The 17520-nt window shown below is 51.0% G+C and carries 14 protein-coding genes; 6 read left to right on the top strand and 8 right to left on the bottom strand.

Annotated features, from left to right (window positions below; translation table 11 throughout):
- The first annotated feature begins 2 nt into the window (after positions 1 to 2).
- The gene (locus M0646_RS08190; protein WP_286625287.1) at positions 3 to 5735 is read left to right on the top strand and encodes a DEAD/DEAH box helicase; all 5733 of its coding nucleotides are present in this window, start codon (positions 3 to 5) and stop codon (positions 5733 to 5735) included.
- A gap of 232 nt (positions 5736 to 5967) precedes the next feature.
- On the top strand, positions 5968 to 7371 hold the full coding sequence (gene fumC, locus M0646_RS08185) for a class II fumarate hydratase (RefSeq protein WP_286625285.1): 1404 nt from the start codon (positions 5968 to 5970) through the stop codon (positions 7369 to 7371).
- On the opposite strand, the gene M0646_RS08180 is transcribed toward fumC, so the two are convergent.
- The 4 genes from M0646_RS08180 to psbB all read right to left on the bottom strand — a co-directional run bounded on the left by M0646_RS08180 (position 7323) and on the right by psbB (position 11795).
- On the bottom strand, positions 7323 to 8588 hold the full coding sequence (locus M0646_RS08180) for a dihydroorotase (protein WP_286625284.1): 1266 nt from the start codon (positions 8586 to 8588) through the stop codon (positions 7323 to 7325). The two genes, fumC and M0646_RS08180, sit on opposite strands and share 49 nt — an antisense overlap.
- A gap of 3 nt (positions 8589 to 8591) precedes the next feature.
- Positions 8592 to 9998 carry a histidine phosphatase family protein gene (locus M0646_RS08175; protein WP_286625282.1) on the bottom strand — a complete coding sequence of 469 codons (1407 nt, stop codon included), beginning with the start codon at positions 9996 to 9998 and terminating at the stop codon, positions 8592 to 8594.
- A gap of 146 nt (positions 9999 to 10144) precedes the next feature.
- Positions 10145 to 10243, bottom strand: a complete 99-nt coding sequence (locus tag M0646_RS08170) for a photosystem II reaction center protein T (RefSeq protein ID WP_011057371.1) — start codon at positions 10241 to 10243, stop codon at positions 10145 to 10147.
- A 19-nt stretch (positions 10244 to 10262) separates the two neighbouring features.
- Positions 10263 to 11795, bottom strand: coding sequence for a photosystem II chlorophyll-binding protein CP47 (gene psbB / locus M0646_RS08165; RefSeq protein ID WP_149819834.1), 1533 nt, complete (start codon positions 11793 to 11795; stop codon positions 10263 to 10265).
- Between the two features lie 189 nt (positions 11796 to 11984).
- On the opposite strand from psbB, the gene M0646_RS08160 reads away from it, so the two are divergent.
- The gene (locus M0646_RS08160) at positions 11985 to 12311 is read left to right on the top strand and encodes a 2Fe-2S iron-sulfur cluster-binding protein (protein WP_286625277.1); all 327 of its coding nucleotides are present in this window, start codon (positions 11985 to 11987) and stop codon (positions 12309 to 12311) included.
- Positions 12312 to 12315: 4 nt separating this feature from the next.
- Here the strand turns inward: M0646_RS08160 and M0646_RS08155 are convergent, their stop codons facing one another.
- The 3 genes from M0646_RS08155 to M0646_RS08145 are packed head-to-tail and all read right to left on the bottom strand — an operon-like array spanning position 12316 to position 14933.
- Positions 12316 to 13443, bottom strand: a complete 1128-nt coding sequence (locus M0646_RS08155) for a DUF4350 domain-containing protein (RefSeq protein ID WP_286625275.1) — start codon at positions 13441 to 13443, stop codon at positions 12316 to 12318.
- On the bottom strand, positions 13440 to 14063 hold the full coding sequence (locus M0646_RS08150) for a DUF4129 domain-containing protein (protein ID WP_286625274.1): 624 nt from the start codon (positions 14061 to 14063) through the stop codon (positions 13440 to 13442). The genes M0646_RS08155 and M0646_RS08150 overlap by 4 nt, the downstream gene beginning before the upstream one ends.
- Positions 14064 to 14078: 15 nt before the next feature.
- Complete coding sequence (locus M0646_RS08145) at positions 14079 to 14933, bottom strand: universal stress protein (RefSeq protein ID WP_286649508.1); 855 nt, start codon at positions 14931 to 14933, stop codon at positions 14079 to 14081.
- Positions 14934 to 15211: 278 nt separating this feature from the next.
- Between M0646_RS08145 and M0646_RS08140 the strand changes: the two genes are divergently transcribed.
- The 3 genes from M0646_RS08140 to M0646_RS08130 are packed head-to-tail and all read left to right on the top strand — an operon-like array spanning position 15212 to position 16519.
- Positions 15212 to 15733, top strand: coding sequence for a photosystem I assembly protein Ycf3 (locus tag M0646_RS08140; protein WP_286625271.1), 522 nt, complete (start codon positions 15212 to 15214; stop codon positions 15731 to 15733).
- A 10-nt stretch (positions 15734 to 15743) separates the two neighbouring features.
- Positions 15744 to 16037 (top strand): Asp-tRNA(Asn)/Glu-tRNA(Gln) amidotransferase subunit GatC, encoded by a 294-nt coding sequence (gatC, locus tag M0646_RS08135; RefSeq protein ID WP_149819822.1) that lies wholly within the window; start codon positions 15744 to 15746, stop codon positions 16035 to 16037.
- Positions 16038 to 16048: 11 nt separating this feature from the next.
- Positions 16049 to 16519, top strand: a complete 471-nt coding sequence (locus M0646_RS08130) for a hypothetical protein (RefSeq protein WP_286649507.1) — start codon at positions 16049 to 16051, stop codon at positions 16517 to 16519.
- 3 nt (positions 16520 to 16522) lie between these two features.
- Here the strand turns inward: M0646_RS08130 and M0646_RS08125 are convergent, their stop codons facing one another.
- The gene (locus tag M0646_RS08125; RefSeq protein WP_286649506.1) at positions 16523 to 17482 is read right to left on the bottom strand and encodes an ARPP-1 family domain-containing protein; all 960 of its coding nucleotides are present in this window, start codon (positions 17480 to 17482) and stop codon (positions 16523 to 16525) included.
- Between the last annotated feature and the right edge of the window lie 38 nt (positions 17483 to 17520).

Below are 17520 nucleotides of genomic sequence, written 5' to 3'. Positions count from 1 at the left end.
TTATGCATGACTTACTTGGCACATATCAAAGACTTGATCGCATTTATCAACTTTACATCAAGAGTGCATTTCCCTTGCGGTATCCTGCCCTAGGCAAAGAACGCGATCGCCGCTTGCAATTTCTTCGTGATCCCCATAATCCTGTCCTGACTATTCCACCATTAGTTGAGCCAGTACCAATTTATCCCTCATCAGGCATGAGCTTGTCTGATGCCGCAAGAAATTTACCAAGAGAATATCAAGAGTTAGACCAACTTGGACAAACTCTCTTTGATGATGGAATTCAGCTTTATCAGCATCAATGGCAAAGTTTACAAGAGGCGATTGTTAATCAAAGAGATATTGTGGTTACAACGGGGACAGGATCGGGTAAAACAGAGTGCTTTCTCTTGCCACTTTTAGCTGAGTTAGCCAAAGAATCTCAAAGCTGGACAGCACCTAATGCTAAACCTGCAAATCAACGTTGGTGGGATGAAACTGATAATCCTCGTGGTGATTGGGTTGCTCAAAGGAGCCATGAAACTCGTCCTGCGGCTGTACGCGCCTTGATTCTCTATCCCTTGAATGCTTTGGTAGAAGACCAATTACGCCGATTACGCAAAGTTTTAGATAGTCCTACTGTGCATGAATGGCTCGATCGTACTAGAGCAGGAAACCGCATTACCTTTGGACGCTACACAGGGCTTACCCCTGTACCTGGAACAAAAACTAGGCTAAACCGTAGAAATGAGCAGGTAACCAATTCAGTCAAGTTGAATGAATTAAGAACTATCATGCGAACTATGGAACAGGAATATCAAAATCTTCAAAATGGTATTGCAAGTGATCCATCAGTGCTTAATGACATGCCCGACTTACCCTTCTACTTTCCAAGATTAGATGGCGGTGAAATGCGATCGCGCTGGGATATGCAAGACCATCCCCCTGATATTTTGATCACCAACTATTCAATGCTGAATATCATGATGATGCGAAGTATCGAAAACAATATATTTGATGCTACAAAGAGATGGTTAGAAAGTAATTCAGAAAATAAATTCTACTTAATTATTGATGAGCTGCATGCCTATCGGGGTACACCGGGTACAGAAGTTGCCTACATCCTTCGCCTGTTATACTATCGCCTCGGTTTAACTGCTGATTCACCCCAACTGAGAATCTTAACGACCACAGCTAGTTTAGAAGCAGGACAAGAGGGAAACGACTTTCTGCGGCAGTTTTTTGGTCGGGGGGACTTTAGTTTGATTACTGGGGAGCAAACTCCACCTAGAGAAGGAGCACGGTTAAATATCAATCAATATAGCGATGTTTTTGCTCAGTTTGCTCGCTCAGTTCAGCCCGATCCATTTCGTCCCATGCAACCACCTGATATTGAATCATCACTGCCATACATAACTACTTTGGCAGAAAATTTAGGAACTTTCAGTAGTGACTCTGACCCACGCAGACAACTGGGTGAAGCTCTAGAAAATATAGAAGCGGCAGATGCTATCAGAGATGCTTGTAGAGCCGTCAATGGTAGTGTTCGTGCTACTGATGTAAGAGATTTAGATGATCAGCTTTTTCCCAATGCTAGAGAACTAGGACAGCTTACTTCTGATGCTATGCGAGGATTTTTAATGGCATTGGGAATGAGTACCTTGGCTAACGGCCGATCGCCCCAACCAGTGAGAGGTCATTTATTTTTTCATAACTTGCAAAATCTTTGGGCTTGTACTAATCCCAATTGTACCGATCCAGCCGTTGATCAAGAGTTACGAAATAGTCAGCCAAAACCAAGTAGACCAACTATAGGAGCAATTCATGCCAACCATAGTTTATCTTGCTCCTGCGGTTCTCGTGTCTTAGATTTAATTGTTTGTGAAGTCTGTGGCGAAGTCCTAGTGGGCGGATACAAAGCTACAAGAAAGGTAGGAAATACTACTGTGGAAATTCTCACTCCTGATCAACCTGACTTGGAAGGAATTCCAGATGCGGTTATATTAAGTCAAAAGTATGGCAACTATCGCATTTTTTGGCCCCTACCTAATGATCGCAATCCTTGGGAAACTCAACCTCAAGATGAGCAATGGACTCACAATGGAATTATGCGTAAATGGACTAAAGCAAAACTAGATCATGTAACTGGAATGCTTGATCAGTCGAATACACCGCCAAGGAAAAATCAGGTACCAGGTTGGCTTTATCAAGTGATGGGTAGTGGCTCAGATGAAGCTTCCGCTTTTCCGAGTAAGTGTCCCCGATGTGATGCAGACTACAGCAGAAGAAAAATATTTCCAACTCCACTGCATACCCATCGCACAGGTTTTCAGAAGGCTTGTCAGGTGATTGCAGGCGGCTTGTTGAGAGAAATGCCTGCACCTGCCCCTCAAAGTATTCGTTCTCCTCGTAAATTGGTGATTTTTTCTGATAGTCGTCAAGATGCGGCAAAACTGGCGGCGGGGATGGAGCGAGATCACTATCGAGATATGGTGCGATTACTACTAATTCAATCCTTTAAGGATTATTGGGGAGATTTATTATCATTTGTGAAACAAACCTGCACGAACCAAGATATTCTTGACAGAATAGAAGATTTGAATCCTAGGCTGAGAAATGATCTGAATCTACCTAATTCGTCAGATGACATGGAGCGGTACAAACGCTTTGCTAATGCCTATCCTACTCTCACAACAGAGGCACTTTTTTGGAGTATGAATCATCCTTCTGCCAACGAATCAGCAAGAAGTGAATGGCTAAGAATGCTCCGAGATTATCCAAATCGTGTCCCCCTCTTGGATTTAAGGCGCAGACTACGAGATTCTTTACTGCAGTATGGAATTTGTCCAGGTGGAACTGACTTCAGCGCCCTAAACTACTCAGTAGGTCAAAACAGTGGAAGAGAGTGGCATTATTGGTTTGAGTGCTACAACTGGGACACCGCAGTTGTTCCAATATCTCCTATTACTCCTGAACAAACTAATCATCTTGATCGTTTAGAAGGGAAGTTAGCTGATGAGATGATGTACGCTATATTCATTCATGTAGCTAGGGTACTTGAGAATATTGGACAAGAGTGGGTTAGCTATTCACCTGTCGGGAATGCCTCTGATGTTTTGGTTCAAGTCGTGGATGCTGTCATTCGCCAATTAGGTATCCGCCGACTTCATAGATACTCCAGTTATTTCCATCCAGGGACTAATCAAAACTTACCCGGCTATTCTGAAAGATATTGCAACCGTATCGCTAATGTTTCTTCCGCTGATGTTCTAAAACAGCTTGCTGGCTCTAATGCAGGCATAGCTAGTAGCCAGAGTCTTGCTCTCAATCCAGACAGACTTTATCTTGTACCTCCTCCTCCTACACAATTGAATAGTGATGGCACTCGCCCCGGTTATCGCTGTCCCCAATGCAATGCTTTTTATCTTCATCCTGCGGGTGGAATTTGTCCTGAATGCAATACTTCCAAAAATAAAAATGCGCCAATAGTAAGGCTTGAACCTAGCCAAAGCAGATCGGATTTTGATTACTACACTTATCTTTCGGAGCAGTCGGGGAATCCTTTTCGGATGAATGCGGCAGAACTCACAGGACAAACGGATAAGGATGAGCGACCAAAACGCCAGCGCTGGTTTCAAGATGTATTCATCAGTCAAGAAATTCCCAAGGTTCAAGGCATTGATCTTTTAAGCGTAACGACCACAATGGAGGCTGGTGTTGATATTGGAGCGTTATTGGCGGTGATGATGTCTAATATGCCCCCCCGCAGATTCAACTATCAGCAACGGGTAGGACGGGCAGGACGGCGTAGTGCAGGAGTTTCTCTAGCGGTTACTTTCTGTAGGGGTAGAAGTCATGACGATTTTTATTTCCAGCGTCCAGAGAGCATTACGGGTGATCCACCTCCCCCACCCTATGTGGATATGCGTAGTGAGGAGATTTTTAGGCGAGTGTTGATCAAGGAAGTTTTACGACAGTCATTTAAAGAAAAAGAGATTAGTAGCTCTTTGGAGCTAACTGATAGCGTGCATGGTGAGTTTGGCAAAGTTGAAGACTGGCATAAATACAAACCTCAAATTATTGCTTGGTTGCAGGATAATTCTAATGAGTCAAAAATTCTATCTATTTTAAAGGCATTAAAAATCCAAGTTGATTTAAGCACAGAAGACTCTCAATTTCTGACTTATCTTCGTAATGACCTTATTCCTGAAATTGATCGTATTGTGGCAGATGCTACCTACACTCAAAATAATTTGAGCGAGCGATTAGCAAATGCGGGATACTTGCCTATGTTTGGCTTTCCCACTAGGGTAAGGCTTCTCTACACCAAATGGTCAAATAAAGAAGCCATCGATCGTGATTTGGATATAGCGATCGGTCAGTTTGCGCCTGGTTCTCAGACTGTAAGAGATAAGGCAGTGCATACCGCCTGTGGAGTTGTGGAGTTAGTACCTCAAAATAATGGTAGCTATATTGATGTTAAGCCCGGTTTTTCGCCCCCTTTATCTGAGCCTAACCAAGCACTGGGGTTATGCAGTAATTGTCAAGCTGTAGTTTATCCCTATCAACCTGATCAACCTATTACTGGCAGTAACATAAATCAACTATCTGAATGCCCTGTGTGCCATCAACAAAGTTTGCGATCATTGGATGCTAGAGAACCAAAAGGTTTTTTTACGAATTTGAAACCAGAGGATTATGATGGGCAGTTTGAGTGGCAACCTCGTTCTACACGTCCCACTGTTAGTATCAATTCTCCTGCTGGTAATCCAATCTTAGTTTTGAACGCTAATGTTTCTTCTGTAAGCGATCGCATTATTTCAATCAATGATAATGGCGGGAGGGGAGGATTCGATTTTCAAAATGCCTCAGTATTCGGTAACCCCAAATCAGGAGCTTATGTAGTTGCCGATGCCATTGAAGGGAGCGATCGTGTTACTGGTTCAGGGCAGAAATATAAAATTGCACTTCTTTCACGGCGCAGAACTGACATTCTCTTGGTAAACATTGCCCGGTGGAGTGAGGGGGTATTTGCTGATCCAATGACGGTAGAAGGGAGAGCGGCATGGTATTCCTTCGCTTTTTGGCTCAGGATTGCCGCCTCTGCTTATTTAGATGTCGATCCGCTGGAATTGCAAGCAGGATTTCGTACATTAGCTCAAGATGGCAAAGTTGTAGGCCAAGCGTTTCTCTGTGACAGTTTGGAGAATGGTGCAGGCTACTGCAATTTTTTAGCCAATCCTCATCAATTTGAGAAAGTCATGGCTCAATCAGACCCTAATAATTCTCTGTCAATAGCCTACCGTTGGCTGAATTCTCAAGGTCACGGCAGAAACTGTGATACTTCTTGTAATGACTGTTTGCGGGATTATCGAAATCTTGCCTATCATGGTCTCCTAGACTGGCGATTGGCTTTGGATATGGCTCGATTGGTCAGAGACTCATCCGTTACTATAGACTTAGCCTCTAATTGGGGGAATTTCCCTAATCCTTGGCAAAGTTTAGTAACTGGTGCAATTTCTACAACTTTTCAACACCTTGGTTATGGCAGTCCTACTCAGTTTGCTAATCTAACTGGTTTTGTGAAAAATCAGAGAAACAACAGTGTGATTCGAATTATCCGCCATCCCTTGTGGAACGATCGGCATCCTGAATGGATAGAAGCTGTGGCAGATGCTAGAACACGATACCCTAACTATCAGATTGAACATGCTAATCCTTTGATTGCCCTCCGACGACCCGGAGATTATGTTTAGATGAGCACTGGTAAATTCATTTGATTTGATGAGAGATCAGGCAATAAAATCGGCTTTACAATATAACTTAAATCATTCCCAGCCAAATTTCCCGACGCTAAGTTCTCTGACTCGGAATATTGACTTAGACTATTTCAGTTGTTGCCACTCTATCTCTGATAGGTCTAAGGTAAGCATTGGCTCTTCTTCTGCAATGATGAGAGATGGGTTCTCCCCCTCGGTATGACGAATCATGACAATTGCAACTCGCCTAGAATACGACTCCCTCGGCGCCATTGAGGTACCAGCGGACTGCTACTGGGGTGCCCAGACGGCGCGCTCCCTAAAGTATTTTCCCATCAGTCACGAGCGCATGCCCCTCGAGGTTATTCATGCCATGGCACGGCTAAAGAAGGCAGCCGCGATCGCCAACCGCGATTTAGGGGTTTTAGCTACCGATAAAGCAGCATGGATTATGCAAGCAGCCGATGAGGTCATTGAAGGGCGCTGGGATGATCAGTTTCCCCTTTCCATCTGGCAGACCGGCAGCGGTACCCAAACCAATATGAATGTGAATGAGGTGATTGCCAACCGTGCCATTGAACTGGCGGGGGGCGTTAAGGGGAGCAAAACGCCAATTCATCCCAATGACCATGTGAACTGTAGCCAGTCTTCTAATGACACCTTTCCGGCGGCGATGCATATTGCCACGGTCATTGCCCTCCACCAGCGCCTGTTGCCGATGCTGTGGCACTTACTGGCGGTATTGCAGGAAAAAGTGACGGCCTTTGCCGACATTATTAAAATTGGGCGCACCCACTTGATGGATGCCGTGCCTCTCACCCTAGGCCAAGAATTCTCGGGCTATGCCAGTCAAATTGCTGCCTGTCAAGGCCATATTGAATACGCACTCCAGCATCTGTATCCCCTTGCCATTGGCGGTACGGCCGTGGGGACGGGTTTGAATACCCCCGCCGGTTTTGGCGATCGCGTGGCAGCGGAACTGGCAGAGATGACGGGGTATCCCTTCTGCAAAGCCGAGAACCCCTTTGCCGCTTTGGCCGCCCATGATCCCTTGGTGATGCTCAGTGGTGCCCTGAAAACATTGGCCGCAGCGATGATGAAAATGGCCAATGATATTCGTTGGTTGGCTTCAGGCCCCCGTTGTGGTCTAGGAGAACTGATCTTACCTGCTAATGAGCCAGGGTCGTCGATTATGCCCGGCAAGGTGAATCCCACCCAATGTGAAGCCCTAACAATGGTCTGTGTGCAGGTGATGGGCAACGACGCCGCAGTGGGCATCGCCGGCAGTCAAGGGAATTTTGAACTCAATGTTTATAAGCCCCTGATCATTCACAATGTGCTGCGCTCCATTGAACTGCTGAGTGATGCCGGGGAAGCCTTTACCCAGTTTTGTCTAGCGGGCATTGAACCCAATCGGGAGCAAATTCAGCGCCATTTGCAGCGATCGCTCATGTTGGTAACGGCCTTGAACCCCCACATTGGCTACGACAAGGCAGCAGCCGTCGCAAAAAAGGCCTACAGCGAAGGTAAAACCCTGAAGGAAGCGGCGGTGGAATTGGGGTATCTTACGGCTGAGGAATTTGATCAGTGGGTGCGGCCAGAGTTGATGCTGGGTGAAAAGGACACTAATTGACCCCGCAGGGAGTGCTGCCAAAAGGGCGTATTGTGAGCGCGCGATCGCAGGCTTTGGTGTGTCACTGTCCAAGTCACCGTCGGATCAAAAAGCACAAAGTGGCGACTGTTCAGTTCGAGGCGGGGTGGCTCAATGCTCAAAATCCGCGCCGGTGCCGTACTGAGGGCATGCCACAGGTCAAGGGCACTCAAGTATTCCTTGGCAACCAGTTCCTGCCAGAGGGCGGGTAGGGCTAATTCGAGACCAATGGCACCGGGGAGTGCCTCGGCAAAGGAAACCATTTTTTCTTCATAGAGCAAGGGGGTGTGGTCAATGGCAATCGCCTCAATAACCCCCGTTTTGAGTCCTTCGATCAAGGCTTGGCGATCGCTGGCCGTTCCTAGGGGCGGGTCAAGGCGCAGATGCGGATCGTAACTGGCTAGATCCTCAACCGTAAAGAGCAAATGTAACCACGACACACTGGCACTGACCTGTTCAGGTTTGTCCTTAGCGAGAATCTCGACACTGCGAGCGGTTGACAGGCGCATGAGGTGAATGGAGGTTGAGACGGTGCGTGCCAATTCCAAAATCGCCAATAGGGGAATGGTTTCACAGCAGACCAGTTGCTCCACCAATCCGAGACGAGTGGCTACCCCACTTTGCCGCGCCACCCCATTGGCGGCCAAGGCCGGGTCAAAGGGCCAAAGGGCAACGGGTTTGCCTAGGGGCTGGAGATAGGTGAGTGCCCGCTGCACCAAAGGCCAATGGGTCAACCCCCGATCATCACAAAAGCCAACTACCCCACTGGCGGCTAGTTCCGCTAAATCGGTTAAAGCCGTCCCTTGGCATCCTTGGGTGAGTGCGCCCCAAACCCGTACCTGTGACCAAGCGGTGGTTGGTATCTCCTGTTGCAGCGCTTGCCAAACAGCAGGATGGTCAATCACGGGGTTTGTGGTTGGTAAGAGGGTTAAATGCTGCACCCCCCCAGCAGCAGCGGCGGCCAAGAGTGTCTCAAGGGTTTCTCGCGCCTCATAACCGGGTTGACCACTGTGGCTGTAGAGATCCACTAAGGGGGGAGCCAACACCCATTCTGAGGCATCAATGATTTCGGCGTCAGCAGGCACCTCTTGGGGGGCGATCGCCACCAATTGATCCGCCGCCAGCAGCACATCGGCGCGTTGATCTTGGCGGTTGACCGGATCCAGCAGCCGCACCTGTTGCAACAGTCGCCACACCATGGCTTACAAGGCTCCCGCCGCCGTCCGATCCAGCACGCCCCCCAAATGGGTGGTGATATTCACTGCCTGCAATCGCGGCAGACCGCCCTTGAGGGGATAGTCAATTACCGTGACGCTGCCATTGCCCTGCTTAAAGAGCCAGAAGTTTTCAATGCCTAGGCCAACAATGTGGCAGAGCAAGACCTTATTAGTGGCATCATGAGCCACAACCAAAACATTGTGGGGGGTGGGAGCATTGGTTTTCCAGCGCTTCAGCCACTCTTCCCATGCCTTAACCACGCGATCGCGCACCTGTTCGAGGTTTTCCCCATTGGGCATTTGCACCAGGGCCGGGGTTGTGCGCCAGCGTTCCAGTTCCCCCGGATAGGCCGCCGCCACCTCCGGTTCAAACTTGCCCTCCCAATCCCCGTGGCTAATCTCGGCAAGGGCTGGTTCTAGCGCTAGCTCGACATCAGGGTGGTACTGCAAAATCGCCAAGGCCGTATCCTTGGGCCGCCGTAGGGGACTACTCAAGGCATGGTGAAAGGGCACCGCCTTGAGGAACTCGGCCACCGCCGCCGCTTGGGCACGGCCATTTTCATTCAGGGGCACATCAATTTGCCCTTGGAAGCGTCCCTCGCGATTCCAGTCGGTTTCACCATGGCGCACCAAAAAGATGCGCAGCGTTTGCTCCTTGAAACGGGGTTGCGGAAAGGGATCATTAAGATGGCTCGTGAGATTGAGGGCTTCTAGTTGTGCGGGTTGTCGCAAGCCGTTGCTGAAATTGAGGACACTAATGCCGCCATTGGCCTGCTGCAGCCGCAAATAGCCCTTGACCCCCAAGCCGAGACCCGTGCAAATCAGGGCACGATTCATACCGCTGTGGCCGACAATGACAATGGTTTCATTTTCGTGAGCCGTCAGCAGCGCTTCCAAAACCATGCCCGCGCGATCGTAGAGATCCAATAGCGGAAAAAACTCCTTGGTTTGGCCACTCTCCGTGGTGATTTTCATCATCAAGGTTTCTGGGGCTTCCTGCCAGCGGCGATAGTCCTCGGGAAACCGTGCCTTCACTTCGGCAAAGGGCAGATCTTCCCAAGCGGGCAGCGCAATCTCTTTGAGTAAATCAAGGGAATGGGGTGGCTTGAGTTGCGGGTCTTGGAGCTGAGCATGGATGCCCTCTGCGGTTTCCGTTGCCCGTTTCAGGGGACTGGTGTAAATCTTGCGGATGGGAATGCCCCGTAGAGCGAGACCCACTTGGGCTGCCATCCAATGACCGCGTTCCGTGAGCGAAGAGGCATCACTGTGACCTTGCACCCGCTCTTGGACATTAAACGTGCTTTCACCGTGGCGGACAATAATGACTCGGGTACTCAGAGGTTTCTCCTTAGCGATTGACAGACAACAAGCTTGGCCGTCCCACCGTGCCATAAAGACTGTACCAGAAACCGTGGCTTCAAGAGCGAAAGATTCAGGAATCGGCAGGCATCATCTCTTGAGCATCACATAAAAATCAAAAAACCGACCGCAGGGGCGATCGGCAAGTATTAAAGACCTATTCGCTGATGGATCAGAGGCTACTTCTTGGTGATCCGAGGAGGCTCACGGAAGAAGATGGCAAAGAAGAACAGCGCGATAATGCAGGCAAAGATGAAAACGTAGGTGATGGTTTCCATAGTAGTCCCCTAGGAATGACTAGACAGCTTCTTTGCGACGAGTGGTGACATCGCCCACTTTTTGGTAGAAGCCCCATTCCACTTGCTCCGGCGACAGTTCGGGATCAATCCCAGAGAAGACATCGCGGAACAGCGTGCGGGCACCATGCCAAATGTGACCAAAGAAGAAGAGCAAGGCAAACACCGCATGGCCGAAGGTAAACCAGCCACGGGGACTGGTGCGGAAAATCCCGTCGGAGTTGAGGGTTTCCTTATCGAATTCAAAGATCTCACCGAAGATAGCTTTACGGGCATAGCTCTTAACGGTGGGTGGATCGGTGAAGGTTTGGCCGTTCAATTCACCACCGTAGAAGCTGACGGTCACGCCTTGTTGCTCAAAGCTATACTTCGACTCGGCACGACGGAAGGGAATGTCGGCTTTGACAACGCCATTCTTATCGGTGAGGATGACGGGGAAGCTTTCAAAGAAGGCAGGCATGCGACGGACAAAGAGTTCTTCACCCTCTTTGTTGCGGAAGACGGCATGGCCTTTCCAAGCTTGGGCAATCCCATCCCCTTTGTTCATCGGGCCCGTACGGAAGAGACCTCCTTTGGCGGGGTTGTTGCCAATGTAATCGTAGAAGGCCAGTTTCTCTGGAATGGCTGACCAAGCCTCTTCAAGGGTGGCGCCACTGGCGAGGGAGGCCTGCACGCGGCGGTTAATTTCCTGTTGGAAGTAGCCACTGTCCCACTGATAGCGAGTCGGCCCAAAGAGTTCAATGGGCGTGGTGGCACTGCCATACCACATCGTGCCGGCAACGACAAAGGCAGCAAAGAAGACGGCAGCAATACTGCTGGAGAGTACCGTTTCAATATTCCCCATGCGCAGAGCTTTGTAAAGTCGTTGGGGTGGACGTACCAGCAGGTGGAATAAACCAGCAATAATACCGACAATGCCTGCGGCGATATGGTGAGCAACCACACCACCGGGGTTGTAGGGATTAAAGCCATCGGGTCCCCATTCGGGTGCCACAGGCTGGACACTGCCCGTCAAGCCATAGGGGTCAGAGACCCACATCCCAGGACCAAAGAGACCGGTCAGGTGAAAAGCACCAAAGCTAAAGCAGAGTAAACCGGCAAGGAACAGGTGAATGCCAAACATTTTCGGCAAGTCGAGGGCAGGCTCACCGGTGCGAGGATCGCGGAAGAGTTCCAAATCCCAATAGACCCAGTGCCAGCAGGCCGCCAAGAACAACAGACCTGACAGGACGATGTGAGCGAGGGCAACCCCCTCAAAGCTCCAAAAACCGGGGTCAATCCCTGTTTCGCCAGTAATACTCCAACCGCTCCAAGACCCCGTGACCCCCAACCGTGCCATGAAGGGCAACACAAACATTCCCTGCCGCCACATTGGGTTGAGAACGGGATCACTGGGATCAAAAATAGCTAGCTCATAAAGAGCCATCGACCCTGCCCAACCGGCGACCAATGCCGTGTGCATCAGGTGGGCCGCAATCAACCGCCCTGGATCATTGATCAGGACAGTGTGGACTCGGTACCAAGGTAGTCCCATTGACTACGCTCCTCCTATACAAAAATTTAGCGTTTGCATGAACAAATTTTATTAAGCAGCCGGATCACGGTCATAACCGCTTCCCTACTAAGAGTTTAACGGCCAATTTACCCGTAACTTCAGCTACGGTTGGGCAGTTTTTCTGCCAAAATGAGAATGTATTAAGAATGGTAACTAGCGTAGGTTCCTATGGCAAGCAAAGCTGAATTTGTGGCCACAAATATTAAGTTTGTTAACGAAAACAAAGAAATTATTGCTGCCAACGGCGCGAATCTGCGCTTAAAAGCAATGGAAGCGGGGGTTGACCTCTACACCCTCAAGGGCAAGTTCTTGAATTGTGGGGGCTACGGCCAGTGTGGCACCTGTATTGTTGAGATCGTCGAGGGTATGGAAAACCTTTCCCCCCGCACACCAGTGGAAGAACGCAAGCTCCGCCGTAAGCCAGAGAATTATCGCTTGGCTTGCCAAACTCTTGTCTATGGACCCGTGTGTGTGAAGACAAAGCCGAAGGGCTAGATTATTAGACAGCCCTTTTCAGAGCCTGTAGGGCACTGCCGGCCTGCTCTAGCCACTTGAGTAACTGAGAATCATCAATGCTGTGGGGAATACTGAGGAGGTCTTGCAGGTGTTGCGGCGATCGCCCCGTTGTGGTCTGCCATGCCTGAATGAGTTCTGAATCCCTAGGCAGATGGTGAGGATTGGCGGCAAGGCCGAGTTGGTTGGCTAAATCATAGCGAAAGCGATCTTGCAGCTGTTCTAGGACAAAGTGCCGCTGCTGTGCCCGCTCAAGAACGCCTGCGAGGGCTGCAATGTAGGCGGCACTATTACTGGCCACAGGTTCTTTTTCCAATAGGGGTGGGCCAAAACGTTGACTTTGCTGCCATAGCAAAAAGAGGAGCAAGAGGCTGAATTGCACCCCCACAGCCAGCCAAGGGGTACGACTGAAGTAGTCGAAGAGGGTTTCAGGCACCGTCTCCCTGACCACATCCTCTGGAGTGCGTTGGCGGTAGCCGTGGAGCCATTCATCAAAGTATATCGTTGCCCCTGGTTCGGCCACCTCCTGCAAGAGCTGAGCCACAACCGCAAAGTTGGCAAGGGCCGTTTCGCCGCCATAGACATTGGCCACCAACCAAGGATAGACGCCAAGGATACGCTGTTCATGGTTATGGGGACTATTAGAGCGTCTGAGATAGACAATCAAACCGTGATCATCCTTGAGGAGAGAGCGATCGCCCTGCTGGAAAGGAACGCGGCGGCGGGTTTCAATCAAGACCTTGCCCTGGGGCGTCGAGAGCCGTGCCGCAAAGGGGGCTGCGGTGGGTTCACCATGCCAGTAGAAGCGCACCAGCGTATTGCCCTGAGCCAGCCACTCCACAAGGGACGGTGACCAACCAATGGGACGACCACTAATCTGAATAAGAATGTGCCCTGTGCCCCTGAGGTTGTTATAGTTCCGCTGCCAGCGCTCCACCCGAAACCCCTGCTGCTCTAGGTAGGTATAAAACTGCTGCGTGCCCCAAGGGGAGGCATCAAAGGAGGAGCCAGCGCGGCTACTCGGCGCCGCCGCCAGAATCAGGAGGCCGACCACCAGCAGCACAAGGACAGCGAAGCCGAGGAAAAACCACTGGCGACGGTTGATCGCGATCATTGCTGGCGCTCCCGCAGGAAGGGGTCCACCTCAAAATAGGCGGCTTGACAGGTGGCTAGGGTTTGGGCATCCACCGCCTCGGCGCCATAGTAACTGCGACTGTGAACTTGAAAGAGGTGCTGAATACTCCGCCGCACGGCTGGCGATCGCTCCCCCAGTTGAAAGAGTCGCTCCAATTCCCGTAGATAGTCGCCATTGGTCCAGTGGGGCTGTAGCCGTAGCCAGCCCGCTTCCTGCAACCGATAGAGCAAGGCCATGTAGAGGGCACGACAAGCACCCCCATAATCCCCCGCCAATTGCAGGTCTTGAGCAAGTTCCAGCCACTCGCGCACAGGCCGCGGTCGCTCCTCAAGGGTAGAAACCAGTGTTGCTGAGGAGGATCGCGATCGCCGCTGCCACCATCGCCACAGGCTGCGCCCTAGGAAATAGAGGGCGAGTCCAAGGCCAACGAGCAAGACCCCTTGAAAGAACCAGCGTAGCCATGCCTCTAAGGAGGGGGAATCCTCCCAAAATGGCTCCGTTTGCTGGCGAAAGAGTTGGCGAAAGCTGTACTCAAGGGCTTCAGCCAATTGTCGCCCCTGGCGATCGCCCTGCCAGCGCAGATCATCAAAAAGGCTCACCGCCGCTAGCCCAGACTACGCCTCCAATTGTCGCACAAAGAGCACGGGGCACTCAGCATAGACCCGCACATAGTCTGAAAGGGAGGTGCCCAAGAGGCGATCTAAATCGGGCAAACTGCGGGCGATGGACGGACGCCGATCCGGGGAACCCAGAACGAGGAGATCGGCATTGGTATCAGCAGCAATGCGGCAGATTTCTTCACTGGGCTTGCCGGTGGTCAGGACACACTGGTATTCCACACCCCGCTGCTTGGCCACCGTTGCGGCTTCCGAGAGAATCGGATCTTTTTCAGCAGCCGTGCTGGGGGTATCAGCATGACCCTTGAGGTCGGGATTGACGTGGGCAAGAATCAATTTACCGCCCTTGACCCCCTCCATCAGGCGTACGGCTAAGTCCAAGGAGGCCTTGGCTGCGGCGGAATTATTGAGCGCTACCATGATGCGGTTGATTTTCTTCACAAAGAGGTCATCGCGCACCAGCAACATCGGTCGGGAAGACAGTTGAAACACATACTGGCTGACGGAGTTTTCGAGAATGGATTGCAGGCGCTTGAGTCCCCGCGATCCCATGATGATTAAGTCGGCATTGATTTCATCGGCCACGTGCAACACGGTATCTTTGGGATCCCCCTCCCGCAGCATGGTATTGACACTAATCACTGGGTCAAGATGCAGTCGAGCAACGGCTTCCGCTAGGAGTTTGGCACCCGCTTGACGTTGTTCGGCCATCTCCTCGGCAGTAATTTTCGGTGGAATCACGTGCAAAACAGTGACGGCAGCCCGTTGAATCGCTGGCAACTCCATCAGCGACTTGAGCATTTGTTCGGATTGTCCAGTTCCTGAGTCTGCCAATAGAATATTTTCAATCATAAATCTTAAACTCCCAACATCTGGTGAGCATCAGGGCACGGATGGCCACTACAGCCCTTTTCCCAAGGATGGCACACGCTGAAAACAGTCAAAACTGCTGGAGGATAGGATGCTCTCCTCATTCGTACACGCCACATCTCAAGAAAAGGGCTGTATGACGATCTTAGGTCTGGGGTAGGGGCTTCTTGGTGGAATGCTACAAATCTTAGGCATTGGCTAGGGGGCGCCCTTGGGAGTGCTTTTGATACACTAAGCAAGAGACCGTTCAAGGAAGCCCTATGCCGCGATCACAACGGAACGACAATTTTATTGACAAAACCTTTACGGTCATGGCTGACCTGATTCTCAAGGTCTTGCCCACTAGTTCGCAATCAAAAACCGCCTTTGCCTATTATCGCGATGGCATGTCTGCCCAAGCGGACGGGGAATATGCTGAGGCACTGGAGAACTACCAAGCAGCCCTAGAACTAGAGGAAGACCCCAACGATCGCAGCTACATTCTCTACAACATTGGCCTGATCCACGCCAGTAACGGCGATCATGAAAAAGCCCTAGAGTATTATCACCAAGCCCTTGAACTCAATCCCCGCATGCCCCAAGCCCTTAATAATATCGCGGTGATCTACCACTACTTGGGCACACAGGCAGAGGAGCAACAGCGTTCCGAGGAGGCTGAACAACTCTTCGATCGCGCCGCAGACTACTGGAAACGGGCGATTCAACTGGCGCCCAATAACTATATCGAGGCGCAAAACTGGCTGAAGACCACGGGTCGCTCCAGGATGGATGTTTATTTCTAAGGGAGTACACATGGCAACAAAAGTCATTACCGCAGAGGATGTGCGCAAGGTGGCTCACTTGGCTCGCCTCGCCCTTGATGAAAGCGAGATTGAAGCCCTGACCCAGCAACTAGATAGCATCCTTGACTATGTGAACCAATTGAGTGAACTGGATGTCACGGATATTCCACCGACGACCCGTGCGATTGAAGTCAGTAATGTAACCCGTCCCGATGTGTTGGAGCCTTGGCCAAATCGCGAGGATCTACTGGCGATCGCCCCGGATCGCGAGGATGACTTTTTCCGTGTGCCCAAAATTATGTAAGGCATCAGGCTGTGCGGCGGCGTCAATCCCACCATTTACAACTGGACTTATTTCCCTTCCTCTCGATCTTGGCCTGCACCATTGGCACGCTGATCCTGCTGGTGGTGGTGATTAGTGCTAGTAGCCTTGGGCGAGAACGTACCAATGTGCAAATTTTGGCACGGGAAAATGCCCAAAATGACGGGCGTACCCCCCGCTATCTGGAGTGCCGTCGCGAGGGGGTGATCATCCATCCCCAAAAGGTGCTGGTGTCCAAAGCAGACCTCGGCAAGCCCACTTCCACGCTGGCCATTTTGTTGGCCAATCTCCGCCGTCAGAGCGATCGCGAGTACATTATTATTGCCGTGCGCCCCGATGGCTTTGACTGCTTTGAGGAGGTGCGCTACCAAGCAGAACGGGCGGGGGTGGCTCTCGGTTACGAACCCTTCAATGCGGAATGGGATTTGTGTGTGCCGGCACCGGGGCGCAGCAATTGTCCCTAGGACTTAAATTGCCCAACCTGACCGCCGGCGTTTGGACTGGGTGATCTCGGTGGGAAAGGCGCTCAAGTGCACCACTCGCCCCTTGGCCACAAGGGCACTACCAATGACTTCGGGATGGGTGAGCCGCACATCTGTGCCTTCGGCCAAGGCCTCAAAGGTTTCAGCCGTTGCAGCCGCCACAGTCGTCAAAAAGGCTTTAGCATCGGCAGTTGTGACTTCTGAACCGTGAGAAAGAGAGGGTTTCAGGGCTTCAAGGCCGTAGCTGCGGCTGAATTTGGGGAGCAGTTTGCCAAAGGTAGCAGGGAAGTCAAAGAGTTCCAAGCCCAAAATTTGACCGTGCACGACGAAAAGCGCACCAATCTGCTGGGCGATCGCCCGAAATGCTTGGACGTACTCATCGAGGGAGTGGGCTTCTTTTTCATAAACATCAGCGAGGGCATCGGTGGCGGACTTGCAAGCAAAGAAAAGCAGATGGTCATCGACATCCGCCCAGATTTCCCCCTGATCAGCACGGCGGCTTCCCCTGTGTTTCAACGACTCTGTAACATAGCGGAGTTTCTTGGCGCGCCCTGTGGCATGGTAGGCGCGATCAGCAGCGGCAAACTCACGGCAGCGGTAGTGCCAGCGACCCCGTTCAACACAGGAGACGGGAATTTTCAGATCAGTGTGGGCAGGTACAAGTACTGTGAGGTTAAGAATACGGTTTTGCTTGGCACCGACGAGTTCTTCCCCATCCACAAGCAGTACCGAGCGATCGCTCCAGTTATGGCACAGGAGTTCAGGCACATGCCCCCCTTCAGACACCTCGGTAATCTTTAGCAGGTTTTGGTTCATTGCTTCCGTCAGCGTCCAATAGTCGGGTTCTGCCACAATCGGGCGCAGCAGGGGAAACAGCGTCATGCCACCAAAGGTTTGGGGAGTGCCAATTTCAACGGTTTGTAGGAGTTCTTGGAGAAGATTCATGGGATCACCTCGCAAGGGTATACATCTGGTTATCCATT

Source organism: Thermosynechococcus sp. B3 (genome assembly GCF_030323045.1).
In the GTDB taxonomy this organism is placed as follows: Bacteria; Cyanobacteriota; Cyanobacteriia; order Thermosynechococcales; family Thermosynechococcaceae; genus Thermosynechococcus.
Note: the sequence above shows the minus strand (reverse complement) of the source record. Positions and strands in the feature narration are given on the sequence as shown.

Coding starts and splice junctions, on each gene's coding strand:
- M0646_RS08170 (WP_011057371.1), bottom strand. CDS start 10,243: ATGGAAACCATCACCTACGTTTTCATCTTTGCCTGCATTATCGCGCTG.
- M0646_RS08145 (WP_286649508.1), bottom strand. CDS start 14,933: ATGATTGAAAATATTCTATTGGCAGACTCAGGAACTGGACAATCCGAA.
- gatC (WP_149819822.1), top strand. CDS start 15,744: ATGGCAACAAAAGTCATTACCGCAGAGGATGTGCGCAAGGTGGCTCAC.
- M0646_RS08125 (WP_286649506.1), bottom strand. CDS start 17,482: ATGAATCTTCTCCAAGAACTCCTACAAACCGTTGAAATTGGCACTCCC.
- psbB (WP_149819834.1), bottom strand. CDS start 11,795: ATGGGACTACCTTGGTACCGAGTCCACACTGTCCTGATCAATGATCCA.
- M0646_RS08180 (WP_286625284.1), bottom strand. CDS start 8,588: ATGGTGTGGCGACTGTTGCAACAGGTGCGGCTGCTGGATCCGGTCAAC.
- fumC (WP_286625285.1), top strand. CDS start 5,968: ATGACAATTGCAACTCGCCTAGAATACGACTCCCTCGGCGCCATTGAG.
- M0646_RS08160 (WP_286625277.1), top strand. CDS start 11,985: ATGGCAAGCAAAGCTGAATTTGTGGCCACAAATATTAAGTTTGTTAAC.
- M0646_RS08140 (WP_286625271.1), top strand. CDS start 15,212: ATGCCGCGATCACAACGGAACGACAATTTTATTGACAAAACCTTTACG.
- M0646_RS08190 (WP_286625287.1), top strand. CDS start 3: ATGCATGACTTACTTGGCACATATCAAAGACTTGATCGCATTTATCAA.
- M0646_RS08155 (WP_286625275.1), bottom strand. CDS start 13,443: ATGATCGCGATCAACCGTCGCCAGTGGTTTTTCCTCGGCTTCGCTGTC.
- M0646_RS08175 (WP_286625282.1), bottom strand. CDS start 9,998: ATGGCACGGTGGGACGGCCAAGCTTGTTGTCTGTCAATCGCTAAGGAG.